The following is a 21,691-nucleotide window of genomic DNA, read 5'->3' on the forward strand; positions in this document are numbered from 1 at the left end:
ACCACGAACCCCCTGGTCACCACGCCGACAGGCCGGTCAAGTGTTCACGATGTCCTGAAACATCAACTGTTCACGATGTCCTGAACTCAGACATGACGTTAGAACGTCACTTACCACTCACGACCACCCCGCGCCCATGCCCACCGCCGCCCTGTCCCTTCATGGCCCCCGCGTCCTTCGGGCTCGTCCTTCCGGCTAGTCCTTTTGGCCGACCAAAGGCGATGACGGAACCATTCCCGCGCTCGATGTGCTTTCACCGCCCGGTGAACAGGATGGGTATTCGCCAACAGATCGGAAGAGGGGTCTCGGATGAGGAAGACGTGGTCCATCGCGCTAGCGATCGCCATCCTGGCGGCGGCCGCCGCGGCGGCGGTACCGGCGGGGGCGTCACCGGAGGCGTCGCCGGGGACGGTGAAGTGGGGGCCGTGTCCGGAGGACGCCGCGGCGCCTGGCCTGGAATGTTCGACGATCAAGGTTCCACTCGACCATGACGACCCCGGCGGCAAGCAGATCGACATCGCGATCTCCCGCCTGGCGAGCAAGAACCCGGGACAGCGCCGCGGCGTGCTGCTCACCAATCCGGGTGGTCCGTCGGCCGGGCTGAAGTTCCCCGCCGACCTGAGGACGGCGAAGATGCCGCAGAGCGTGCTCGACAGCTACGACCTGATCGGGTTCGACCCGCGCGGGATCGGGCACAGCACGCCGGTGACCTGTGACCTGACGCCGGAGCAGCAGGCGGTGGGCAACGTCCCGCCGTACGCTCGCGACGCCGCCGACGTGACGAAGCGCGCCGAGCAGTCGAAGGCCATCGCCGGGCAGTGCGCCGGTTCGAAGTCGGCGTGGATGCTGCCGCACGTCAGCACCGCCAACACCGCCCGCGACATGGACCGGATCCGGGCCGCGCTGGGCGAGAAGAAGATCTCCTTCGCCGGCTACTCGTGGGGCACCCACCTCGGCGCCGTGTACACCACGCTGTACCCGCAGCGCAGCGACCGGATCATGCTCGACAGCAACGTGGGCCCGGACGGCTGGGACTACGCGAACGATCGGCTGTACGCCCAGGGCTTCGACGACCGTTTCCCGGACTTCGCCAAGTTCGCCGCGGCCAACTCGGCCACCTACGGGCTCGGCAGCACGCCCGAGCAGATCACCGAGAAGTACTTCGACCTCGCCGCGCGGCTGGACAAGGCCCCGGTCCGCGACGTCGACGGCCCGAGCTTCCGGATGCTCACCTACGGTTTCCTCTTCGGCGACGCGGGAATGCCGCTCGTGGCGAAGATCTGGCAGGCGCTCGACAACGACCAGCCGCTCCCGCCGATGGGCCCGGGCGAAGTGCCCGGCGTGGAGAACTTGGTCTCCGGCCGCTACTACATGATCTGCAACGACTCCCGCTGGCCCAGTTCGGTGGGCACCTACCAGCGCACCGTGGCGATCGACCGGCTCCGTCATCCGATGTTCGGCGCCGCCGGCGCGAACGTCCAGCCGTGCGCGTTCTGGCCCGACGCCAAGGAGCGGCCGGTGCGCGTCGGTGACCGCGGACCCGCGAACGTCCTCATGCTGCAGAACCGGCGTGACCCGGCGACACCGCTGGTGGGGGCCGAGAAGCTGCGGCGCGCGTTCGGCGACCGGGCTCGCATGGTCACCGTCGACGCGGGCGGGCACGGCGTGTATCCCTACGTCGGCAACAAGTGCGCCGACACGGCGGCCACCACGTTCCTGCTGACGGGCCAGCGTCCGAAGCACGACCTGGCGTGCGCGGCCGAACCCCGATGAACCACCGGTGATGCCGGGTGCGCCGGAGTCTCCGGCGCACCCGGCATCACCGTGGCCGCTGGGGCATGATGATCACCGGACCGGAGAACCAGGAGGGACGGCCCCGTGCTTCCGACCGCCACACCGCCTCTCAGCCGCGGTCTGGCGATCGCCGAGGTCGTCGTCCTGGCCGGGCTGAACGTCGAACAGCTGGTGCGGCGCCTGATCCTGGACGGTCCGGTCCCGGCCGGCGAGGTCCTCTACTTCGCGGCCGGCTTGGTGCTGGGCGCGTTCGCGTTGCTGCGGCGCCGTTTCCCGGCGCGGACGGCGGTGCTGACCGCGTCGGGGATCGCGCTCTCGCTGGGGTGCAGCGTGGTGGGCTACCTGTTCGAACCGGCCGCGGCGCCGAGTGGTGACTCCGAGGCGCTGGCGCTGGCGGTCCTGGTCGGGGCGTCGTGCCACCGGCTCCCGCGCGGTCACGCGGCCGTGCTCGCGGTGCTCGGCGGGCTGACCATGGCCGCGGCCCCGGTGCTGCGCTTCGGCGACACGTTCACGACGCTGACCATCGCGGTGGTGTGGGCCCTGCTGTGGGGATGCAGCGTCATCGTCGGGCTGATGCTGCGGGACGGCGAAGCCCGTCGTGAAGCGGCGCTGGCCGCGGCCCGCGACCGGGAACGGCTCGCCCTGGCCCGGGAACTGCACGATCTGGTGGCGCACCACATCACCGGGGTCGTGGTCCGCACCCAGGCCGCCGGCGTGATCCTGGCGGACGGGCCGGAACAGGAGCTGATCAAGGAGATCGAGCACGCGGGAGCGGAGGCGCTCGGCGCGGTGCGGCGGCTGGTCATGATGTTGCGCAGCCCCGAACTCGCGTCGCAGGTCACCGTCGGCGGCCTGGTGGAGACGATCGAGGCGGCGGTCGGCGACGACCAAGGCGTCACGGTACGGCTGGCGGATGGGCTGGAGGATCTCGTGATCGCACCGGAAACGGTGTCCACCGTCCACCGCGTCGTCCTCGAATCGCTGAACAACGTGCGCAGGCACGCGCCCGACGCGCGCCAGATCACCGTGCTGGTCGAGCCGGTCGACGGCCGCCGGTGTCTCCGCGTCGAGGTCGGCAACGACGGACTCCGGCCCGGCAGGGTGCGCCGGTCTCCGGGCGGCTACGGCCTGATCGGGATGGCCGAGCGGATTTCGGCGCTGGACGGCACGCTGACCGCGGGTGCGCACGGGGAGCGCGGCTGGCGGGTCCTCGCCGAATTGCCTTTGCCGGGCGGCGTTTCCGCCGCCGGACCGGAAGGGGGAGCCGCGCGGTGACACTGCGAGTCCTGCTGGCCGACGACCAGGCCTTGGTGCGCACGGGTTTCCGGCTGATCCTGGAGCGGGTGCCCGGGCTGGAAGTGGTCGGAGAGGCGGAAAACGGCGAGCAGGCGGTCCGGATGGCCCGGCGGCTGCGCCCGGACGTCACGCTGATGGACATCCGCATGCCGCTGGTCGACGGCCTCGCCGCCACCCGGCAGCTGGCGGGCCCGGACGTCGAAGACCCGTTGCGCGTCCTCGTCGTCACCACCTTCGACCTCGACGAACTGGTGCACGAGGCCTTGTGCTCCGGCGCCTGCGGCTTTCTCTTGAAGGACGCCGGTCCAGGTCTGCTGGTCGAGGCGGTGCACGCGGCCGCGAACGGCGAGGCCCTGGTCTCCCCGTCGATCACCACGCGGCTGCTGGCCCATTTCACCGCCACCTCGGCCCGGCGTCGCGCCCGCCGTGCCGATCCCGCGCTGACCCAGCGCGAACTCGACGTCGCCAAAGCCATCGCGCGCGGCCGGACGAACGCCGAGATCACCGACGAGCTGACGATCTCCCTGTCGACGGTGAAGACCCATCTCGCGTCGATCCAGCGCAAGATCGCGGCCCGCAATCGCACCGAAATCGCCGTGTGGGCCTGGGAATCCGGCCTCGTACGGTGAACCGGGCACGGTTGTGTGGTCCGAACGAGCCCTGACGGGGCCGACCGGGCCGGAATAGCCTTTTTCGCCATGGCGCCTGAATTTCAGGTGAATCTCCGACGGATGAGGTGAATCCCGATGACCGAAACGAAATCGAGCCAGTCACGGACATCATCGAAGCTTCGGCGAAGCGCTGTGGTGCTGGCTGCCGTCGCCGGTGCCCTTCCCTTCCTGGCGGGTACCGCGCAGGCAGCGGCTTTCGTGCCCATTCCATCGAATTACGTCTACGACCCGAGCCGCGGCGCCTGGCACGACTATTGCACCTTGTCGCCGGACAAGCCCGTCGTCCCGCCCTGGGGCCAGGTGGACTTCCGCGGGCCGTGCGCGAACCACGACATGTGCGAGGAAGCAGGCGGGAAGAACACGCTGCGCTGCGACGATCTCTTCTTCCGGCTCATGCATCGGCAATGCGACCACACTTTCGGCACGGGCCCGGCCCGCGGCCCATGTGATTTCATCGCCGACACCTACTACAACGCCGTCCGCTCGACCGGCTGAGAACCGCTACGGTCGGCGCATGAGCGAAAACGCGAAGATCGGCCCGGCCAGGATCGGCAACGTGCTGCACCCGGTGGCGGACGTCGACGCCGCCGTACGGTTCTACACCGCAGCCTTCGGCCTGGAGACGAAGTTCGTGGACGGCGACCGTTACGCCGCTCTCGACGCGGGCGGCACCACGCTGGCTCTCGCCGGTCCCGCCGAGGACGTCACCGGCGGCGTGGCCGCGGCGTCCTTGAAGGTTCCCGACGTCGGCGCGGCGGTGGCCGCGATCGTGGAGCAGGGCGGATCCGTGGTCCGGCAGCCGGAGCGCGGCCCGCACGAGGTCCGGGCCGTGGCGCGCGACCCCTGGGGCAACACCGTCGTGATCTACGGTCCGCTGTGACCGCGAGCTGATCAGGCCGAAGCGTCGGTGAGTGTCCGGAGTTCGACGTCGGAGAGCCGCAGATCGAACAGGGCGAGCAGAGCGGGCAACTGCTCGACCGTGCGTGCCGAGGCGATCGGCGCGATCACCGTGGGCTGCTGGGCGAGCCAGGCCACCGCGACGGTCGCCATCTCCACGCCCCGGGCGGTCGCGACCTCTTCCACGGCGGCGAGCACGTTCACGCCGCGTTCGGTGTCGGCGTATCCGCCGGCGAGGCCGGGCATGTTGCGAATGTTCTCGACGGCGTTCCCCGGGCGGTACTTGCCGGTCAGGAAACCGGAAGCGAGAGCGAAGTACGGGACACAGGCCAGCCCTTCACGTCGCACGATGTCCCGCCGCTCGCCTTCGTAGGTGTCGCGGGAGACGAGGTTGTACTGCGGCTGCAGCGCGCTGTAGCGGGCGAGGCCCTCCCGGTCCGAGAAAGCCAGCGAGGCGGAGAGACGCTCCGGGCTGATGTTGGACGCCGCGATCGCGCGGACCTTGCCCGCCTTCACGAGGTCGTCGAGCGCGGTGACGATGTCCTCGACCGGGACGGACTCGTCGTCGAAATGGGTGTAGTACAGGTCGATGCGGTCGGTGCCCAGCCGTCGCAGGGACTCCTCGGCGGCGGCCTTGATGTTCGCCGGTGCGAGGCCTTTGAACCGGGGGTGGTCGCCGACCTTGGTGGCCACGACCATGTCGTCGCGGTTGCGGCGGGCGGCGAGCCACTTGCCGATGATGGTCTCGGACTGCCCGGGCTCGTTGCCGGGGAATTGGTACATGTACGAGTCGGCCGTGTCCACGAAGTTGCCGCCCGCGCGGTGATAGGCGTCGAGTACCTCGAAAGATCCCGTTTCGTCGGCTGTCCAGCCGAACACGTTCCCGCCCAGGCACAGCGGGGACACGAGGAGATCGGACGAGGCGAGCGGGCGAAGGGTGGTCATGATCGGTTCAAGCACGCACTTCGCTCCCGCCATTCCCCGATCGGCGGGGATCTGCCCGATCGTCGCGGCGCGGCTGCCCGAAAGTCCCCGTCAGACGTCAACCCGGGTTCGCTGACCGCTGATGGGGAGGCGTAGCCGAAGGCGGAATCCGCCGTCGGGGGTCGCGTCGGTGACCACGGTGCCGCCCAGCAACGCCGCGCGCTCCTGGAGTCCGAGCAGTCCGTGCCGGGCGCTGGGCAACGTCAGCGTGGGCCGGGTCGCGGGCGTGTTGCTGACGGTCACCGTGAGGTCGGTGCCGTCGTCCGCGATGTCCACGGTCGCCGTGCTGCCCGGCGCGTGTTTGCGCACGTTGGTCAGGGCTTCCTGGATGGTCCGGTAGATCGTGCGCTGGACGGCCGTGTCGATGCCCTCGGGCGCGGTGCCGGTCTGCCGCGTCTCGATACCGCTTCCGGCGATCAGGCGATCGAGATCGGACAGCGTCGGTTGCGGCATGAGCTCGGTCGTGGAACTGCCGGAGGCCCGTAGCAGGTTCACCATGTGGCGCAGTTCGTCGAGGGTGTCGACCGACAGCCTGCGGACGTTCTCGGCGGCGGTCTTCGCCTTCGGGTCCGTGGTCGACACGCTGAGCGCGCCGGCCTGGACGGCGATCAGGCTCACCTGGTGCGAAACGACGTCGTGCATTTCGCGCGCCAGCTGGGTGCGTTCCTTGGCGAGAACCGCCTGGGCGTCCAGGATCCGTTCGTGCTCACGAGCCTCCCGGATGTCCTCCAGCCGCAGGGTGAGTTCGCGCCGGGTGTGCACCAGCCTGCCGAGGAGGATCGGCGCGGCCGGGGTGATGACCGCGTAGATGACGGTGAGCACGTCGGTTTCCTCGAACCGCAGATCGATGCCGGGGAACACGTATCCGGCGGTGGCCAGCACGCCGCAGCCGGCGAGCAAATACCGGTTCGAACGCAGCAGCGCCACGGAATAGAGCGCGATCAGCGTCGCGATGACCGATCCCGAGATCGCGAGAGCGGGCAGGGTGACGGCGAAGACGAAGACCGGCCACCGGCGACGGAACGGCAGGACGCCGAGGGTGATGAGCGCGGCGCCGAACGCCAGCGGTTCGGCCCGGTCCAGTCCCGCGTCGATCGCGGCGACGGCGATCAGCCCGGCGTCGACGAGCAGCGCGCGCACCACCCGGTTCACGAGCGGCCCTCGCCGTGGCCCAGCAAGCCCGCCTGCTGGGCCACCAAAGCGGCCTGGACGCGGGTCGTCACCTGGAGTTTCGTGAGGATGGCGGACACGTGGTCCTTGACCGTGCCGACACCCAGGTGGATCCGCGCGGCGATGTCGGCGTTGGACAACCCGTCCGTGATGAGCACGAGCACCGCGCGTTCGCGGTCCGACAACCGCTCTACCTGCGTGGCCGCGTGCGAGCCCGCCCCCGATTCGAGATAGCCGTCGACGACGGTGCGCGTGACCTTGGGGGAGAGCACCACCCCGCCGGCGGCCAGCGTCCGGACGAAATGCGCGAGCAGGCCGGGCGCGGTGTCCTTGAGCAGGAACCCGGCCGCGCCCGAACGCAACGCGGTCGCGATGTACTCGTCGGAGTCGAAGGTCGTCAGCATCGCCACGGCCGGTGCCTTCCGCAGGCCGCGCAGCTCCCGCAGGATGGTGAGCCCGTCGACGTCGGGCATCCGGATGTCGAGCAGTACGACGTCGGGGCCGTGCAGGCCGATCTCCTTGACCGCCTCGGCGCCGGTCGCCGTCGCCACGACCTCGATGTCGCCCGCGGCCTCCAGGATGAGGCGGAATCCCGAGCGCACCAGCTCCTCGTCGTCGACGACGACCACCCGAATCATGCGCCCAGTCTCGTCGCTCCCGGCGGACGGGCACCACCCGAGGCGGGGAAGCCCCTACCCGCCGATCGGGTGGAGCACGGCAGCCGGTCGGCGGGGTGTTCGGGCCGGTTCGCCGGTGCGGCCGGTCGGCGTGGACCCGGACCATGGAAAGCGACGAAAAGGACGACGATCGCGATCGGCGGACACGGGAGTGCGGCAGTGCCTGGAACAGATCCGAAGACCACCCCTTCCCCGGGTGTGGTGAACCGACGCCGAGTGCTGCTCGGCACGCTTCCCCTCGCCGCGTTGCTGGCCGCCGGTTGCGGACGGCAGGCTCTCGGTGAAGAAGGCGGTCGCAAGCCGCTCGCGCTGGTGTACAACGGCCCGCAGGGCTGCGACGAGTGCGCGCCGTCGGTGGCCGAATTGCTGCGCGAGGCGCCGCGCCCGTTCGACGTCAAGTACGTCGGCCCCGGCACCGGTGTCCCGCTCGACGCCGCCGCGCTCGCCGAGGCGCGGCTGTACGTCCAGCCCGGTGGCGGTTCCGATCTGGAGCGGACCTGGCGGGATCTGCGTGACTCCGCCCAGGTGATGCGCGACTGGATCCGGGCGGGTGGCAGCTACCTCGGCCTGTGCTTCGGTGGCTACCTGGCGGGCCGCGACCCGGGCTTCGACCTGCTGCCCGGCGACAGCTACGGGTACGCCGGTTCGCCCGGCTCCACCGTCCCCGACGACCGCGACACCGTGCTGAAGGTGACCTGGAAGGGCGAAACGCGGCACATGTACTTCCAGGACGGACCCGCATTCCGGTTGGACCGTGGCGCCGACGCGACCGTCCTGGCGACTTACGACAACGGAGCCGCTGCCGTCGTCGTCGTGCCGTACGGCAAGGGGCGGATCGGGCTCAGCGGCCCGCATCCGGAGGCCGACGATTCCTGGTACGAGGACGCGGGCCTGACCAATCCCGAAGGCGTCCGCCTCGACCTGGCTCACGAACTGATCGACACGACCGTCGGACGACCGTGAGAGTGCGAGTGCGTGTCTGCTCGCTGGATCCCCTCACGGCGGCCGGAATGGTCAGCTATCTGGGATCCCGCCTGGACATGAGGGTCGTAGGAGCTTCGCAGCGAGCCGAGGCCGACGTCGTCGTCGCGGCGTTCGAACGTCTTTCGGCCGACGCGATCGCGGCCTTGCGCCGGCTCGCGGCCGAGCCGGGCAAGCCGATCGTGCTGATGGTGGACCGGATCAGGGAAAGCGAGCTGCCGGTCGCGGTGGAGTGCGGGGTGGTCGCCGTGCTGCCGCGCGCGTCGGCGACGGACGAAGAACTGCCGGGCGTGGTCCGGTCCGTCGCGGCGGAGCCACCGTCCGATCCGCTCGGCGCGCTGATCCGCCAGGCCGGCCGATTCCCGCGTGACCGGATCGATCCTCCCGAGCCTGCCGCGCCCGCCCTTTCCGAACGCGAGACCGATGTGCTGCGCTTGATGGCCGACGGGCTCGACACGAACGCGATCGCGGCCGAACTGTCCTATTCGGAACGGACGGTGAAGAACATCATCTACGCCATGACCTCCCGGCTGAAGCTGAGGAACCGGTCGCACGCGGTGGCGTACGCCTTGCGGACCGGGGCGATCTGAGTCGGCCGGCGACGCGGACGGGAAGGGCGGCCGGGCCGGCCTCGATTTCGATCCGTGCCAGCGGCGCGCCGACGCGGTCATGCGGTCGTGGGCATGGCGACTCCGTCACGCTCGCAAGAGCAGGCTGTCGTTCATGGCGGAGAAGGCGCGCCGCACGTGGCCCGGGAGCTCGCCGGGAGCGCAGTCGGGCAGCCATTCGTCCAGCGCGCACCGCCAGGTGGCCACGCAGAATTCGATGAGCATGCGCAGTTCGAGGTCGCGCGGATCGCCGAGCCGGTGTGCGGCCTCGGTCTGGATTTCCGCGCAGTGGCGCAGCGAATGGCCGTTCAACGAGGCGGACCGGTCGATCAACCTGAGCGTCGCGGGGAAGCGCTCGTACCAAGCGTCGTCCATGTGGTCCAACGTGGTCAGCAGCGCGTCGCGGAAGACGTCCACAAGAGATCCGGACTTCTCGGTTCCGTCCAGCGTGACGAGGAAATCGCTCCAGAGTTGTTTGACGGCGGTGAGGGCGACGTCCTCCTTCGACCGGTAGTTGCGGAAGAAGGTCCGCCTGGACACCTCGACCGCGTCCAGCAGCGCGTCCAGCGGGGTGGTGTCGAAACCGTGCTCGCCGAACAGCTCGATCGCCGTTTCCGCCAGGGCTTGGCGAGTGCGCAGCTTCTTGCGCTCGCGCAGGGTCGCGGGCTCCCCGGAGGTCGTCATGGACCGAAGTCTAGCCGACCCGCCCCGGGCGAGCATATGATTCAATGGAGCAAACGCCACACTGTGGCACTTTGAGTGGAGGAGATCAGATCGTGCGCGCACTAGTCGTGGACCACACCGCGAAAGCCCATCTCTCCCAGGCCGAGGTGGCCGATCCGGTCCCCGCCCCCGGCGAGGCGCTGGTGCGGGTGGAGGCGGTTTCCCTCAACTACGGCGAGGTCAAGGGCGCGACCGACCCGGAGACGCCGGACGGCGCCCTGATCGGCTGGGACGCGGCGGGCGTCGTGATCGAGGCGGCCGCCGACGGTTCCGGGCCCGCGGCCGGGACCCGAGTGGTCACCCTGGGCGAGACCGCCGGGTGGGCCGAGCTGCGGGCGGTCCCGGCCACCCGGCTCGGCATCGTGCCGGACGGCGCCGACCTCGGCGCGGTGAGCACGATCCCGGTCGCCGGGCTGACCGCGCTGCGGGTGTTGCGGGGTATGGGATCCCTGCTCGGCCGCCGCGTGATGGTCACCGGCGCGTCCGGCGGCGTCGGTCGCTACGCGATCCAGCTGGCGGCCCGCGCGGGCGCCGAAGTCGTCGCCATCAGCGGGAACCCCGCGCTGGAGGAAAGCCTGCGGGCGCTGGGCGCGCACGAGGTCCACGCCGATCCCGCCCACGTGGAGCGTCCGGTGGCCGCGGTGCTGGAGAACGTCGGAGGGCGACAGCTCGTCGACGCGTTCGCCGCTGTCGAGGCGGGAGGAACGGTGGTGAGCGTCGGCCGGTCGTCCGGAGTGGACTCGATCTTCCCCGCCGCCGCGTTGACACCGACCGACGGACGGCACGACCGGTCGATCCGCACCTACTTCTTGCTCGCCGACGCGGCCGAAGACTTCTCCGCGGACCTGACCTGGCTCGCCGCCGAAATCGCCGAGGGGCGCGTCGATCCCGGAATCAGCATGCGAGCCGCGTGGAACTCCTATGGCGACGCGGTCATGGCCCTGCTCGAACGACGCCTGCACGGCAAAGCGGTGCTGGACATCGTCTGAGCGGACTACTCGGCCTTGAAGTAGGGATTGTGGATCAGGCCGACCAGGTTGCCGTCGGGGGTGCGGACGATGGCGACCTTGATGCCTCCGCCGACTTCTTTGACTTCTGAATGCGTAGTCGCCCCGGCGGCGAGCAAGGCCGCCTCACCGGCTTCGACATCCTCGACGCCCCAATAGGTGATCGGTCCGGCTTCGGGGTCGCCGTCGGGATCGAGCGCGAGTTCGTAACCGGCGACCGTGTAGCCGACGTAGAACGGCTGGTCGAAATACGGTTCGATGTCCAGCACCGAAGTCCACCACTTCTTGGCGGCCGCGAGATCGGGCGCCGGGTAGACGATGGTGCGAAGGCCGAGGAATTCCACGCTCATCGGAGAGACGCTAGCACCGCGTCGTGGCCGAATCCCGGAAGAAGCGCTGACGCGGCTGCCCTTTCGTCCATCGAACGTTGCCTGTTCGCACGGAGCGCTCACGCGCGACCGCGCTCGGTGGAAGGGTGGCCGCGCAGTGATCGTCTAGAGGGAGTGACGCACCCGTCGCTCCGGAGGGAAGACTGATGAGTTTCCAGGTCGTACCGGCGGAAATCGGCAAGCACGCGGCCTCTGTCGACGGGATCGCCGAGCGCTTGGACACCGTGCTGGCGGCGGCGAACACCGCGGCCATGTCGGACGAGGCCTACGGACTGATCTGCGCGTTCGTGCCGCCGTTCATCAATCCGGCGGAGGAGAAGACGATCGACTCGATCAAGGCCGCGATCGACGGTGTCCGGGCGACCGCCGCCAATCTGCGCACGGCCGAGCAGTCCTACAGCGAGCAGGACGCCTCCGGTGTCGAGATGTTCAAGCAGTACGAGGCCGCCATCCCGACGACGCCGATGGAGAAGGCCCAGCGATGACCAACCCTCTCGTCGCCACACCGAAGGATTCCACCACCGCGGTGTCCGGCGTTCCCCTGCTCGAATCCGCCACCGAGTTGAAGTCGTCCATCGAAAGCGGTGACTGGGCGTCCGTCGCGGTCGGCGCGGTCGGGACCGCGATGGACGCGGTGTCCGCCGCCATGGACCCGTTCGGCACCATCCTCGCCGCCGGTGTCGGCTGGCTGATGGAGCATGTCGGGCCCCTGAAGGAAGCGCTCGACGCTCTCGCCGGAGACCCGGACGAGATCACCGCGCACGCCGAAACCTGGCAGAACGTCGCCGACGAACTCGCGTCGATCAGCACCGACCTCGACGGGATGGTCGTCGCCGAGACCGCGAACTGGGCGGGCACCGCCGGCGACGCCTACCGGGCGCGCGGGGCGGACGTCGCGGCCCTGATCGGCGCCTGCCAGCAGGCCGCGGGCGGAGCCGCCTCCGGCACCCGGATCGGCGGCGAGGTGGTCACCGCGGTCCGTACGCTCGTCCGCGACACCATCGCCGAACTGATCGCCAGGCTGATCAGCTGGGCCTTGCAGGTCCTGGCGACACTCGGCCTGGGCATGACCTGGGTGCTGCCCCAGGTAACCGCCGCCATCGCGAAGACCGCGAGCAAGATCGCCACCGTCGTCACCAAGCTGGTCAAGGCGATGAGCGCGCTCGCGCCGCTGATGAAGAAGGCGAAGAACATCTTCGCCCAAGCGGAGAAGGCGCTTCGCAAGATCGACGCGGGCAAGACCGGGCCCCCGGGAAAGCCGCGCGGCCCGAAGCCGGGCGGGGAGTACAACGGCACCCGCGGCGGCGGGGGCGGCGGCAAGGGGAAGAAGCCTCAACCGCAGCCCGACAAGCCGGCGGACCTGTCGCCGGAACTCGGCAAGTTCGACGATCTCACCCAGGCGCAGAAGGACGCCGCGCAGAAGATGAAGCGGTGGATCCTCGACCACAAGGACAGCGGCCAGTTCGGCGCCTGGCACAACAACGTGGACGACAACAAGCTGAACTCGCTCGGCCTGGGGAACAAGCCCACCCCCGGCGCGGGCTCGACCTGGGGCGGCCGGATCTACGGGAACCACGGGCAGGCAGGCGGCAAGGTCGGGAACGAGGGCAGGCTTCCGCACAACGGCAAGACGAGCGACGGCAACAAGCCCGCCGGCCAGCCGCTGGGCCCGGACGGGAAGCCGGCGAAGCCGTACGACGGCAAATACTACGAGTTCGACGTCCACCCGACACCGCGGTACGACGACAAACCCATCAGGGACGCCGACAAGTACACGGACTTCAACGGGAAGCCGTTGCCGGACAACCAGCGGCCGAAGCCGGACCGGATCGTCAAGGACGACAACGACAAGTTCTATTACGCGCCGGGGCACTACGACAAGTTCTACGAGGTTCCCTGAGCTGACCTGGGTAAATGGCCGACGGCTTCACGGTAGTGCCTTCGCGACGCGGTGCTGACCGGTCCGTGAAGGCCTCCTTGAGGGACCCAGAGTCCCTCAAGGAGGCCTTCACGGACCAGCCTGCGAACGGCCGCACTCACGACCCGCGCCGGTCCCGATCCGCCCGCATCGCGCTGGTCGCGACCAGCGCGAGAGCGAGCATCACGACGAAGAAGACGAGGCTCTGGCCCATCGCGGCGGCGTGACCCGCCGGACCGTCGGGAGCGGCGGCGAGGCGTGCTTGCATGACACCGCCGACGCCGGCCGCGCCGATGGCGGCTCCCAGCGATCGCATCGCGTTGAAGACGCCGGATCCCGCTCCGGCAACGTCGGGAGGCAGCGACGCACTGGTGATCGCCGAGACGGACGTCCAGGCGATCCCGTTGCCGAAACCGTTGAGAACGACAGCGCTCATCAGCGCCCACAGCGGTGTGCCCGGCGATATCAGGATCGCCAAGGCGAGCAGTGAGATCGCGACGATTCCCAAACCGGCCCCTGAGACGACGGCGGTACTACGACGAACTCGGTCTGGTCCCGGCGACCACGCGCCGAGCCAGGGTGCGCTTCTACGACGACGACGCCGGCTCGCGTTCGTCCAGCTCTGGCACGACGACGCGATGATGAGCCTCGACCACACCGCGGAGATTCTCGCCGGACCACGCGCGATCGAGCACTGGCGTGAGCTCGTCGCCCACCGCGTCGACGACCTCACGGCGACCGTCGAGCGGTTGCGCCAGGCGATAGACGCTTTGACCCACCTCGGCAAATGCCCGCGCGACGACCCGCTCTCGTGTCCGGTCACCGCCGAACGAGTCGAGGCCAGGGTCGCGAAGGCGATCGCGGGCGACTAGCCGCGCCGCCGCCGTTGCCCATCGCGCCGGCCCGGGCAAGAATCGTCGCGACGCGTGACGGGTCGAGGAGGCGGCGGATGAGTGACACCAGGCGGCGGACGGCGGAGAGGGCGAGCGAGGTCCGTCCATGCTGACGCGGGTCGCGGAAGGTGTGCTCGTCCACGAGAGCGAGTTCGTGCGGAGCAACGCCGTCGTCGTGCAGGGCGGGGACGGTGTGCTGCTGATCGATCCCGGCGTGCAGGACCACGAAATGGCCTGCCTCGCGAACGACCTGTCGCGGCTGGGGCAGACCGTGGTGACGGGCTTCTCGACGCATCCGGATTGGGATCACCTGCTCTGGCACGCCCGCCTCGGCACGGCTCCCCGTTACGGCACGGCCCGGTGCGCGGCCGCCGTCGAGGAACTGCTGGCCGGCCCGGACGCGAAGGCCCGCATCATCGAGCACCTGGAGCCGACGGGCATCGCGGACAAGGTTCTGCTGGACCTGTTCGGTCTCCTCACCGCCCTGCCCGCCGGGACGACGCGGATCCCGTGGGACGGCCCCGGGGTCCGGATCATCGAGCACCGGGCGCACGCGCCGGGCCACGCGGCGCTGGTCATCGAAGAGCGCGGGGTTCTCGTCGCGGGCGACATGCTCTCCGACGTCCTGGTCCCGATGCTCGACTTCGACGGCGATGACCCGGTCGAGGACTACCTCGCCGCGCTGCGGCTGCTGGAGGACGTGGCGGGCGACGTCGAGGTCGTCGTCCCCGGCCACGGGTCGGTCGGCGGAGCCGGCCAGGTGCGTGAGCGGATCGACCGCGATCGGGCGTACGTGCTGGCCCTGCGGGAGGGCCGCGTCCCCGACGACCCGCGGATCGGGCCGTCGGCCGAACCCGGCTGGGAGTGGGTGAGCGACGTGCACGAAGGGCAGGTTCGGCGCCTTCCGGCTTGACCCGCCGGTCAGCGGCGGCCGGCGGCCAGGATGACGAGGAACTGGCCGCCACCCGGTTCGACGTTCGCGGTCACCGGTAGCCCCGGCAGCAGCCGGGAGAACCGGTCCACCAGCCAGTCCGCCGCCTCCCGCGCGTCCTGCCTGGTCGGGCACCGGGCCACCATCTCGCGGCCGCCCTTGCGTTCCAGCCGTCCGGCGACGGTGATCAGCGGAGCGGGTTCGACCACGTGCAGGCGGTCGGGCCAGGCGATCACCACCTTCACCGCGCCCTTGCGGGTGTTGCATCCGCGGTGCGCGAGCCGCTCGGCGATCTTGGCCTTCCGGTCGGCGGTCCGGCTGTCGACACTGGGGCCTCGCGGGTCGTTCACCGACATGTCGGGATCGACTGGTTCGTCGCACACCCAGCATCGCCAGCCGTCGCGCTCGGCCACCTCATCCAGAAGACTCACCCGAGCAACCTAGCCCGCGCTGCTCCCGTCCCTCACACCGCCTCCGGTGCCGGTGGTTCGAGAAACGGGCAAATATTTTTGGCCCCTTTACCGTCCGAATTATCTTGCGTTAATCTTGGGTGCTGAGCTCGGGTTTTGAAGATCGGCGCGGGACTGCTGTCTTCTTTCTCCTCGTGCGAACGATTGATCGCCTTTTGGGGCCGCAAGTCGGAATTGTTCCGCACATTCTGAGAATTCGTAACGGAAAACCGGCCTTGCTCGACGCTGTCGATGGATTTCCCGGGATCGCTTACCACGCCTGACGAATTAATGGAGGTAGGCAGGTGTTCGGTCGAGCCAACCGTTCCACTCACGGAAGACATGTCCGGCTTCACTATCAGGATCCCCGTTTCGCCGCCGACTACGCGCAGGCTTATCGATCGGGACCGAGCGAGCGCTATTTCGCGTCGCGGCTGTACGCCGTCGCGGAGACTTTGCGGTCCTTCCCGTCCGGTGATCTGCTCGATGTGGGCTGCGGGCCGGGCATGATGGTTCATTACCTGCTGGGCAACGGCGACGGTGAATTCCGGATCACCGCTTGCGACCAGTCCGCCGCGATGGTCGACCTCGCCGCGCGCGGACTGCGCGACGACGACCAGGTCCGGCTGCACGTCGCCGACATCGGTGACCTGCCGTTTCCCCGCGACAGCTTCGACATCGTGCTGGCGATGGGCGTCCTGGAGTACGTCGACGCCGACCGCGCCCTGCACGAGATCGCGCGCGTGACGAAGCCCGGTGGCTTCGTCGTGATCTCGATGCTCAACCCGCTCAGCCCGTACCGCCTGTTCGAGTGGGGCGTGTTCTGGCCGTCGCGGCGCCTGCTCGGCCGGATCGAGGGGCTTTTCGGTGTCCCGGAAGAGCGCAGGCATCGTGCGGACAAGAGCGGTATCCATGCCCTGCCGGCGTTCCGTTTGGTCGGCCGGATGCGGGAATCGGGTCTACGACCGCACGACGTCGTGTACTACGACATCACGGCGCTCGTCCCGCCGCTCGATCGCCTGATCAGGCCGTGGCTGTATCGCTGGCGGTATGCCCCCGAACGGACGGTGAGCCGGAGGTCCCGCCGATGGCTCGGCACCGGATACCTCGTCGTCGCGCAGTTACCCGCGGAGGCGCGGCACAGTTCAGTACAGCTCGATGAGGAGTCGCTCGCTGAACGCGCGTGAAACACAAAGGGTCATTTGGCTTTCGCGGTCGGTGGCGGTCAGGCAGTTGTCGCGATGATCCGGGACGCCTTCCAGCACACCGGACACGCATGAGCCGCAGATGCCCTCCTGACAGGATTTGAAGACTTCGACGCCGTTGTCCTCGAGCACCGACAGGATCGATTTCCCCGCCGGGACTTCGAACTCCTCGCCGGTGTCGAGTGCGACGGTGATCGGACGGTCGCCGGAGGTGTCCACGTCGGCGGCTTCGAAATGTTCGACATGGACGCGGTCCTCGCCGACGACGTCGCCGAGCAAGGCGGTGACCTGCCGCATGAAGCCGTCGGGGCCGCAGGTGTAGACATGCGTCGCCGAAGTCAGTCCGCCCGCGATCGCCCTCAGGACGCCGGGATGTTCGTCGCGGGGAACCCCGAAATGCGGGCGGACCCGGCCAGCGAACTCAGCCCGCTCCAGCAAGTCCGCGAAAGCCGCCTGCTCGCGGGAACGGGCGAAATAGTGCAGTTCGAATTCGGCGCCCCGGGCGAACAGTTCGTAGGCCATCGACAGCAGTGGCGTGATGCCGATGCCGCCGGCGACGAGGACGTGCCTGTCCGCTTCGGCGGCGACGCTCAGCAGATTGCGCGGCGCGCCGATCTCGAGCCGGTCGCCGACCGATACCTGATGCATCGCCACGGATCCTCCGCGCGAGTCCGGCTCCCGTTTGACGGCGATCAGGATCGAGTGCGCGTCCGGGGCCCCGCACAGGGAGTACTGCCGCAGCACCCCGGTCGGGCCGACGACGTCGACGTGCGCCCCGGCCCGGGGCCGGACCCGCAGCGGCTCGTCGTCCTGCCGGACCAGCCGCAGGCTGCGGATTTCCGGGGTCTCATCGGTGATTTCGGCGACGCGGAAGAGAGCGTTCGTCATCGAGGCCTCCAGACGGTGGTCGGATCAGCGCATGAAGAGGCCGCCGTTCGCGTCCCAGCAGGCGCCCGTGACGGAGGCGGCTTCCGGGGACGCGAGGAGCGCCACCATGTCGGCGATGAACGTCATGCTCCCCAGGCGTCCGACCGGGATCCCGGCCTTCAGCTCACCGAGCTTCTCCTCGCCGACGATCCGGTGGACCATGGGGCTGTCCTGCGGGCCGGGGGAGACCGCGTTCACCGTGACGCCCCGGGCCGCGAGCTCGCGGGCGAACACCTTCGTCGCCGTCAGGATCGCGCCCTTGGAGGACGCGTAGTGCCCGCCGGTCGCGGTGCCGCCGTTCTGTCCCGCCAAGGAGGCCATGTTGACGATCCTGCCGTACCCGGCTTCGGCCATGTGCGCGCCGAAAAGCTGGCAGGCGTGGAAAGTGCCGCCGAAGTTCACCGCCATCACGGCGTCGAGTTCCTCAGGGGTGATTTCCAGCAGCGGCCGGGCCTGGGTGCGGGCGGCGTTGTTGACGAGGACCTGGACCCCGCCGAAGTCACCGAGCACGGACGCGAGCAGCTGGTCGACGTCGGCGCGGACGGCGACGTCCACCCGGTAGCTCTGGGCGTGCGCCCCGGTCCGGTCCAGTTCGGTGGCGAGCCGCTTGGCGGCCGCTGCGTCGAGGTCGGCGATCGCCACCCGGTGACCGCCGTCGTGCAGGCGCCGGACGATCTGCTCGCCGAGTCCGGTGGCCCCGCCGGTGACCACGGCGACCGGCGCGTCGCCGGTCACAGCAGGAATCCCGCGGCGGGAACGGCCTCGTCGGCATTGATCAGCCGGACGACCTTGCGGGCGAGCCGATCCTCGGCGCCGTCGGCGCCGAGGCGGACGACGTAGTCGACGTCCGCCGCCCACAGATCGTGGCGGCCGCGTTTGTACGCGACGACGATCTGGCTCGCCTTGATCGAGACCGACCCGTCGCCGACGTCGGTGGGGACGAACCGCGAGACGGTCCGGACGGTGATCGCCGAATCCACCGCGGCGATGGCGTAGCCCTCGGTCATCCGCCGCACCCGCAGCTCGCGCATCCTGGCGTCGTCGTGGACCATGTTGAGGACGTCGTCGAAGTCTTCGGCGTCGCGGTCGATCGGGATGACGTACAGCGCGTCTTCCGCGTAAAGCCGTTGCCAGGCCTCGTAATCCTTGGCGTCCAGCAGGGCGGCCTCACGCCAGATCAGCTCGATCGCGCGGACCACCCGCGCGTCGGCGACCGAGGCCGCCGGGACGGGAAGTGTCTCAGTCATCGCTCATCATCTGCTTCCACTGGGCATACGCGGCCCGCATGCCGGTCTCGTCGGTGACATGGCCGGTCGGCCAGCCCTCCGCGGAAGGCTTTTCGCGACCGAGGCCGCGGTTGACCATGATCGGCATCTCGGGCGCGCCCTGGGTGCCGCGTTGCACCCGGTCCCAGCCTTCGGAGTCGTCCGGCGTGCCGAAACCGAACGGTCCCTGGAAATGCTCGTGGGCGCGCAGCCGCTCCCGGTTGACCGGCCCGACGATGTCGGCCGGACCGTCGCTGCCGAGGGCGACGTGTTCGATGACGGTCTCGTCGACGCTGATCGGCCGCAGCACCCGGAAGAACGAGATCGACATCGACACGTTCGGGAACAGGTTGAGGTTGAATCCCGTGCCGTGCACGGCACGGACCAGCCGCCGGATCTCGGCCTGCCCTGCTCCGGCGGCTTCCAGGCTCGCGACCAGACCGTCGAACCGCGGCTGGAGCGGTTCACTGCCGTCGTCGGCGTCCAGGTCCGAGTGCTCGGGGACCATCCGCATCACCGAGTGACCGTTCCCGAGATCGTGGGTGATCGCCGCCGGGTCGGTCATGAACGACATCATCTCGGCGGTTTCGGCGTCGACCGAGGCCATCCAGGAGCGGTGGACGATGGGGAAGTGGTACCCGTCGGTGGTGTTCTCCAGCTGGATCTTCCAGTTGCCCCGGTAGGTGAACCGGTGGGTGCCGAGCACCTTCACCGGGTAGCCGCCGCCCTGGGACATGAAGCGGTCGATCCAGGGTTTGACGTCGCCGAGGAAGTCGGCCAGCGGCTCGGCCTCGGCGTTCAAGGTCGCGAAGATCATCCCGCCGTACGACTCGGTGCGCAGCGTCTTCAGCCCGAGATCGGCCTTGTCCAGGACGCCCTCGTACCCGTCGGGGTAGGGGACGCCGCGCAGTTTGCCGTCCAGGCCGTAGGACCAGGCGTGGTAGGCGCAGGTGAACCCGTTGGCGTGACCGGACTTCTTCTCGCAGAGCGACGCGCCGCGATGGCGGCAGCGGTTCACCAGCGTGCGGATCTCGCCCTTGCGGTCCTTGGTCACGATGACCGGATGGCGTCCGACGTGGGTCGATTTGAAGCTGCCGGCCCTGGGCAGCTCCGATTCGTGGGCGACCCAGATCCACGTCCGCTCGAAGATCTTCGTCATCTCCTGGTCGAAGATCTCCGGGTCGGTGTAGAGGCGGCCGGCGACCCGGTCGTCCAGGACGAGGTCGGCGGGCGGCAGGCCGTGGACGGTTTCGGCGGTGAATGCCGTGCTTTCGACGGTCATCGCGATCAGCCCCGGTATTCGCGCGGAGTGAGGGCGCGGCCGATGCGCGCTTCGATCTTGGCGTACTTCCACAGCTTCCAAGGGCTTTCGCCGACCGGCGTGGTGCGCAGGATGCCGCACGCCTCCTTGACGGTCTCCTGGGTGTCGACGTCGCAGAGCAGGTAACAGGTCCACGGCCAGCCGTCGGACGGGCCGACCATATGCGAGTCGTCGTCGATGTCGCCGATGAAGTCGACGCCCGGAAGGCCCTTGATGCCGTCCATCAGCGCGACGAAGGCGGTCCACACGTCACTCGCGGCGACGCCACCTTCGGGAAGGTCGAAGAAGTTCTGGTTGATGCCGATGCAGAACAGCACCCGCAGCGGGGTATCGCTCATGGTGGTGGTTCATCTCCTCGTCAGCGGTCGGGAGTGGTCACTGGAAACCGGGAACGGTGGGCGGCTGTCCCATCAGCACAGCGCCCGCGGCGTCGTACATGGCCGGGCCGAGGAACGCGTGCTGCCGCGGGACCAGGGCGTCGCCGAGCAGCCGTTGCAGGGGGTGGCCGGTGGCGATGGCGGTGGTCCCGGAGAGACGGATGACCTGGTCGACGGTCTCCGCGGCGGTCTTCGCCAGATGGGTCGAGGACATCCGGAGATGCGCGTTCTGTTTCGCCGTCACCGGGTCGCCGTCCAGCACGGTCTGCCACGCGTCGTGGGTGACCTCGTAGAAGTACGCCCGAGCCGACCGCATCGTCGTCTCGGCTTCGGCCAGCCCCGTCCGGTAGTAGGCGCGGTCGGCGAGTTTCGGCGCGCCCGTGACGCCTGAACGGCCGCTGCCGACCTCGGTCGCGAAATCGAGCGCGGCGCGGGCGACACCCGAACCGACGACGGCGAGGACCTGGGCGGCGTAGGCGATGGTGGGGTAGCGGTACAGCGGTTCGTCGATGGTGGGTTCGCCGCCGCGGATGAACGTCCATTCCCGGGGGACCTCGACCTTGTCGACGACGAGATCGAAGGAACCGGTGCCCTTCATCCCGACGACGTCCCACTCCTGGACGATCTCGACCTGTTCGGGGCGCAGCAGCGCGGTGCGTGGCTTTCCGGCGGTCGAGTCGTCGCCGGGGATCCCCACGCCGAGGATGTCCGCGCCCATGCAGCCGCTCGCGAACTTCCAGCGGCCGTCGACCAGGAATCCGGACGCGGTGGGTTCGGCCCGCTGGACGGGGAAGAGCCCACCGGCGAAGCACACGTCCGGTCCGTCGGCGTACAGCTTGGCCTGGGTCTCGACGGGCAGCGCCGCGAGGTAGACCAGCGCGGAGCCGAAGCTGGCGACCCAGCCGGTGGAGCCGTCGACGACGGAGATCCGCTCCACCAGCTCCAGGAACTCGGCGGGCGGAAGGGGAGCGCCGCCGAACCGTTCGGGAGTCGAGGCACGGTAGACGCCGACTTCCTTGAGCCTGCCGACGAACTCGCGCGACACGTACCGCTGGTCGCGGAACTCCTGACGGCGCTCGACGAGTTCGGCCAGGACGGCATCGAGTTTCGCGGCCGGGCTCTCCTGGGTCTGGGCCATCTGGCGCTCCTCGTGTCGTGGGCAGGGCGGTCCGGTGCGACCGCTCGCCCTCGACGTTAGGGATCTTCGC

The 21,691-nt window shown here is 69.4% G+C and carries 26 protein-coding genes; 13 read left to right on the top strand and 13 right to left on the bottom strand.

Annotated elements, in window-relative coordinates:
• The first annotated feature begins 309 nt into the window (after nt 1-309).
• The 5 genes from AB0N89_RS36615 to AB0N89_RS36635 all read left to right on the top strand — a co-directional run bounded on the left by AB0N89_RS36615 (nt 310) and on the right by AB0N89_RS36635 (nt 4,641).
• Nucleotides 310-1,773, top strand: coding sequence for an alpha/beta hydrolase (locus tag AB0N89_RS36615; RefSeq protein ID WP_364214813.1), 1,464 nt, complete (start codon nt 310-312; stop codon nt 1,771-1,773).
• 105 nt (nt 1,774-1,878) lie between these two features.
• Complete coding sequence (locus AB0N89_RS36620) at nt 1,879-3,069, top strand: histidine kinase (protein WP_364214816.1); 1,191 nt, start codon at nt 1,879-1,881, stop codon at nt 3,067-3,069.
• Complete coding sequence (locus AB0N89_RS36625) at nt 3,066-3,719, top strand: response regulator transcription factor (protein WP_364214819.1); 654 nt, start codon at nt 3,066-3,068, stop codon at nt 3,717-3,719. The genes AB0N89_RS36620 and AB0N89_RS36625 overlap by 4 nt, the downstream gene beginning before the upstream one ends.
• A gap of 117 nt (nt 3,720-3,836) precedes the next feature.
• Entirely contained in the window at nt 3,837-4,256 is a 420-nt protein-coding gene (locus AB0N89_RS36630; protein ID WP_364214821.1) for a hypothetical protein, read from the top strand.
• Between the two features lie 19 nt (nt 4,257-4,275).
• On the top strand, nt 4,276-4,641 hold the full coding sequence (locus tag AB0N89_RS36635) for a VOC family protein (RefSeq protein WP_364214824.1): 366 nt from the start codon (nt 4,276-4,278) through the stop codon (nt 4,639-4,641).
• A gap of 11 nt (nt 4,642-4,652) precedes the next feature.
• Here the strand turns inward: AB0N89_RS36635 and AB0N89_RS36640 are convergent, their stop codons facing one another.
• The 3 genes from AB0N89_RS36640 to AB0N89_RS36650 all read right to left on the bottom strand — a co-directional run bounded on the left by AB0N89_RS36640 (nt 4,653) and on the right by AB0N89_RS36650 (nt 7,441).
• The gene (locus AB0N89_RS36640) at nt 4,653-5,603 is read right to left on the bottom strand and encodes an aldo/keto reductase (RefSeq protein ID WP_364214901.1); all 951 of its coding nucleotides are present in this window, start codon (nt 5,601-5,603) and stop codon (nt 4,653-4,655) included.
• Nucleotides 5,604-5,693: 90 nt separating this feature from the next.
• On the bottom strand, nt 5,694-6,794 hold the full coding sequence (locus tag AB0N89_RS36645; RefSeq protein WP_364214827.1) for a histidine kinase: 1,101 nt from the start codon (nt 6,792-6,794) through the stop codon (nt 5,694-5,696).
• Nucleotides 6,791-7,441 carry a response regulator transcription factor gene (locus AB0N89_RS36650; protein ID WP_364214904.1) on the bottom strand — a complete coding sequence of 217 codons (651 nt, stop codon included), beginning with the start codon at nt 7,439-7,441 and terminating at the stop codon, nt 6,791-6,793. Before AB0N89_RS36650 ends, AB0N89_RS36645 begins: the two co-directional genes overlap by 4 nt.
• A 249-nt stretch (nt 7,442-7,690) precedes the next feature.
• Here AB0N89_RS36650 and AB0N89_RS36655 point away from each other — a divergent pair, with 249 nt between their 5' ends.
• Together AB0N89_RS36655 and AB0N89_RS36660 are read left to right on the top strand one after the other, a co-directional pair.
• Nucleotides 7,691-8,452 carry a BPL-N domain-containing protein gene (locus AB0N89_RS36655; protein ID WP_364214830.1) on the top strand — a complete coding sequence of 254 codons (762 nt, stop codon included), beginning with the start codon at nt 7,691-7,693 and terminating at the stop codon, nt 8,450-8,452.
• Between the two features lie 47 nt (nt 8,453-8,499).
• Entirely contained in the window at nt 8,500-9,060 is a 561-nt protein-coding gene (locus tag AB0N89_RS36660; protein WP_364214833.1) for a LuxR C-terminal-related transcriptional regulator, read from the top strand.
• 105 nt (nt 9,061-9,165) lie between these two features.
• Here the strand turns inward: AB0N89_RS36660 and AB0N89_RS36665 are convergent, their stop codons facing one another.
• Nucleotides 9,166-9,762, bottom strand: a complete 597-nt coding sequence (locus tag AB0N89_RS36665) for a TetR family transcriptional regulator (protein ID WP_364214835.1) — start codon at nt 9,760-9,762, stop codon at nt 9,166-9,168.
• A 92-nt stretch (nt 9,763-9,854) separates the two neighbouring features.
• Between AB0N89_RS36665 and AB0N89_RS36670 the strand changes: the two genes are divergently transcribed.
• Nucleotides 9,855-10,790 carry a zinc-binding dehydrogenase gene (locus AB0N89_RS36670; protein WP_364214838.1) on the top strand — a complete coding sequence of 312 codons (936 nt, stop codon included), beginning with the start codon at nt 9,855-9,857 and terminating at the stop codon, nt 10,788-10,790.
• Between the two features lie 5 nt (nt 10,791-10,795).
• Here the strand turns inward: AB0N89_RS36670 and AB0N89_RS36675 are convergent, their stop codons facing one another.
• Nucleotides 10,796-11,158 (bottom strand): VOC family protein, encoded by a 363-nt coding sequence (locus AB0N89_RS36675; protein ID WP_364214841.1) that lies wholly within the window; start codon nt 11,156-11,158, stop codon nt 10,796-10,798.
• Between the two features lie 185 nt (nt 11,159-11,343).
• Between AB0N89_RS36675 and AB0N89_RS36680 the strand changes: the two genes are divergently transcribed.
• Nucleotides 11,344-11,682 (top strand): type VII secretion target, encoded by a 339-nt coding sequence (locus AB0N89_RS36680; protein WP_364214844.1) that lies wholly within the window; start codon nt 11,344-11,346, stop codon nt 11,680-11,682.
• Nucleotides 11,679-13,097, top strand: coding sequence for a hypothetical protein (locus tag AB0N89_RS36685; protein ID WP_364214846.1), 1,419 nt, complete (start codon nt 11,679-11,681; stop codon nt 13,095-13,097). Before AB0N89_RS36680 ends, AB0N89_RS36685 begins: the two co-directional genes overlap by 4 nt.
• A gap of 136 nt (nt 13,098-13,233) precedes the next feature.
• Here the strand turns inward: AB0N89_RS36685 and AB0N89_RS36690 are convergent, their stop codons facing one another.
• Entirely contained in the window at nt 13,234-13,623 is a 390-nt protein-coding gene (locus AB0N89_RS36690; protein WP_364214849.1) for an MFS transporter, read from the bottom strand.
• 130 nt (nt 13,624-13,753) lie between these two features.
• On the opposite strand from AB0N89_RS36690, the gene AB0N89_RS36695 reads away from it, so the two are divergent.
• On the top strand, nt 13,754-13,987 hold the full coding sequence (locus tag AB0N89_RS36695) for a hypothetical protein (protein ID WP_364214852.1): 234 nt from the start codon (nt 13,754-13,756) through the stop codon (nt 13,985-13,987).
• 127 nt (nt 13,988-14,114) lie between these two features.
• Complete coding sequence (locus AB0N89_RS36700; protein ID WP_364214855.1) at nt 14,115-14,921, top strand: MBL fold metallo-hydrolase; 807 nt, start codon at nt 14,115-14,117, stop codon at nt 14,919-14,921.
• An 8-nt stretch (nt 14,922-14,929) separates the two neighbouring features.
• Here AB0N89_RS36700 and AB0N89_RS36705 read toward each other — a convergent pair whose 3' ends face one another.
• Entirely contained in the window at nt 14,930-15,370 is a 441-nt protein-coding gene (locus AB0N89_RS36705) for a hypothetical protein (protein WP_364214858.1), read from the bottom strand.
• Between the two features lie 323 nt (nt 15,371-15,693).
• Here AB0N89_RS36705 and AB0N89_RS36710 point away from each other — a divergent pair, with 323 nt between their 5' ends.
• A complete protein-coding gene (locus tag AB0N89_RS36710; protein ID WP_364214861.1) occupies nt 15,694-16,575 on the top strand; it encodes a class I SAM-dependent methyltransferase in 882 nt (293 codons plus the stop codon).
• On the opposite strand, the gene AB0N89_RS36715 is transcribed toward AB0N89_RS36710, so the two are convergent.
• From AB0N89_RS36715 to AB0N89_RS36740, 6 genes are read right to left on the bottom strand one after another with little or no spacing between them, the layout of a single operon-like run.
• Entirely contained in the window at nt 16,534-17,481 is a 948-nt protein-coding gene (locus tag AB0N89_RS36715) for a PDR/VanB family oxidoreductase (RefSeq protein ID WP_364214864.1), read from the bottom strand. The genes AB0N89_RS36710 and AB0N89_RS36715 overlap by 42 nt on opposite strands.
• Before the next feature lie 24 nt (nt 17,482-17,505).
• Complete coding sequence (locus AB0N89_RS36720; protein WP_364214867.1) at nt 17,506-18,255, bottom strand: SDR family oxidoreductase; 750 nt, start codon at nt 18,253-18,255, stop codon at nt 17,506-17,508.
• On the bottom strand, nt 18,252-18,767 hold the full coding sequence (locus tag AB0N89_RS36725; RefSeq protein ID WP_364214870.1) for an aromatic-ring-hydroxylating dioxygenase subunit beta: 516 nt from the start codon (nt 18,765-18,767) through the stop codon (nt 18,252-18,254). The genes AB0N89_RS36720 and AB0N89_RS36725 overlap by 4 nt, the downstream gene beginning before the upstream one ends.
• Nucleotides 18,760-20,067, bottom strand: a complete 1,308-nt coding sequence (locus AB0N89_RS36730) for an aromatic ring-hydroxylating dioxygenase subunit alpha (protein WP_364214873.1) — start codon at nt 20,065-20,067, stop codon at nt 18,760-18,762. Before AB0N89_RS36730 ends, AB0N89_RS36725 begins: the two co-directional genes overlap by 8 nt.
• A 5-nt stretch (nt 20,068-20,072) precedes the next feature.
• Entirely contained in the window at nt 20,073-20,444 is a 372-nt protein-coding gene (locus AB0N89_RS36735; protein ID WP_364214876.1) for a hypothetical protein, read from the bottom strand.
• A gap of 37 nt (nt 20,445-20,481) precedes the next feature.
• Nucleotides 20,482-21,621, bottom strand: a complete 1,140-nt coding sequence (locus AB0N89_RS36740; protein ID WP_364214879.1) for an acyl-CoA dehydrogenase family protein — start codon at nt 21,619-21,621, stop codon at nt 20,482-20,484.
• Nucleotides 21,622-21,691 lie beyond the last annotated feature (70 nt).

The organism is Amycolatopsis sp. NPDC089917 (assembly GCF_040684635.1).
Classification (GTDB): domain Bacteria; phylum Actinomycetota; class Actinomycetes; order Mycobacteriales; family Pseudonocardiaceae; genus Amycolatopsis.

Coding starts and splice junctions, on each gene's coding strand:
- AB0N89_RS36660 (WP_364214833.1), top strand. CDS start 8,500: ATGGTCAGCTATCTGGGATCCCGCCTGGACATGAGGGTCGTAGGAGCT.
- AB0N89_RS36680 (WP_364214844.1), top strand. CDS start 11,344: ATGAGTTTCCAGGTCGTACCGGCGGAAATCGGCAAGCACGCGGCCTCT.
- AB0N89_RS36725 (WP_364214870.1), bottom strand. CDS start 18,767: ATGACTGAGACACTTCCCGTCCCGGCGGCCTCGGTCGCCGACGCGCGG.
- AB0N89_RS36695 (WP_364214852.1), top strand. CDS start 13,754: ATGATGAGCCTCGACCACACCGCGGAGATTCTCGCCGGACCACGCGCG.
- AB0N89_RS36630 (WP_364214821.1), top strand. CDS start 3,837: ATGACCGAAACGAAATCGAGCCAGTCACGGACATCATCGAAGCTTCGG.
- AB0N89_RS36700 (WP_364214855.1), top strand. CDS start 14,115: ATGCTGACGCGGGTCGCGGAAGGTGTGCTCGTCCACGAGAGCGAGTTC.
- AB0N89_RS36685 (WP_364214846.1), top strand. CDS start 11,679: ATGACCAACCCTCTCGTCGCCACACCGAAGGATTCCACCACCGCGGTG.
- AB0N89_RS36740 (WP_364214879.1), bottom strand. CDS start 21,621: ATGGCCCAGACCCAGGAGAGCCCGGCCGCGAAACTCGATGCCGTCCTG.
- AB0N89_RS36735 (WP_364214876.1), bottom strand. CDS start 20,444: ATGAGCGATACCCCGCTGCGGGTGCTGTTCTGCATCGGCATCAACCAG.
- AB0N89_RS36730 (WP_364214873.1), bottom strand. CDS start 20,067: ATGACCGTCGAAAGCACGGCATTCACCGCCGAAACCGTCCACGGCCTG.
- AB0N89_RS36665 (WP_364214835.1), bottom strand. CDS start 9,762: ATGACGACCTCCGGGGAGCCCGCGACCCTGCGCGAGCGCAAGAAGCTG.
- AB0N89_RS36640 (WP_364214901.1), bottom strand. CDS start 5,603: ATGACCACCCTTCGCCCGCTCGCCTCGTCCGATCTCCTCGTGTCCCCG.
- AB0N89_RS36675 (WP_364214841.1), bottom strand. CDS start 11,158: ATGAGCGTGGAATTCCTCGGCCTTCGCACCATCGTCTACCCGGCGCCC.
- AB0N89_RS36715 (WP_364214864.1), bottom strand. CDS start 17,481: ATGACGAACGCTCTCTTCCGCGTCGCCGAAATCACCGATGAGACCCCG.
- AB0N89_RS36615 (WP_364214813.1), top strand. CDS start 310: ATGAGGAAGACGTGGTCCATCGCGCTAGCGATCGCCATCCTGGCGGCG.
- AB0N89_RS36635 (WP_364214824.1), top strand. CDS start 4,276: ATGAGCGAAAACGCGAAGATCGGCCCGGCCAGGATCGGCAACGTGCTG.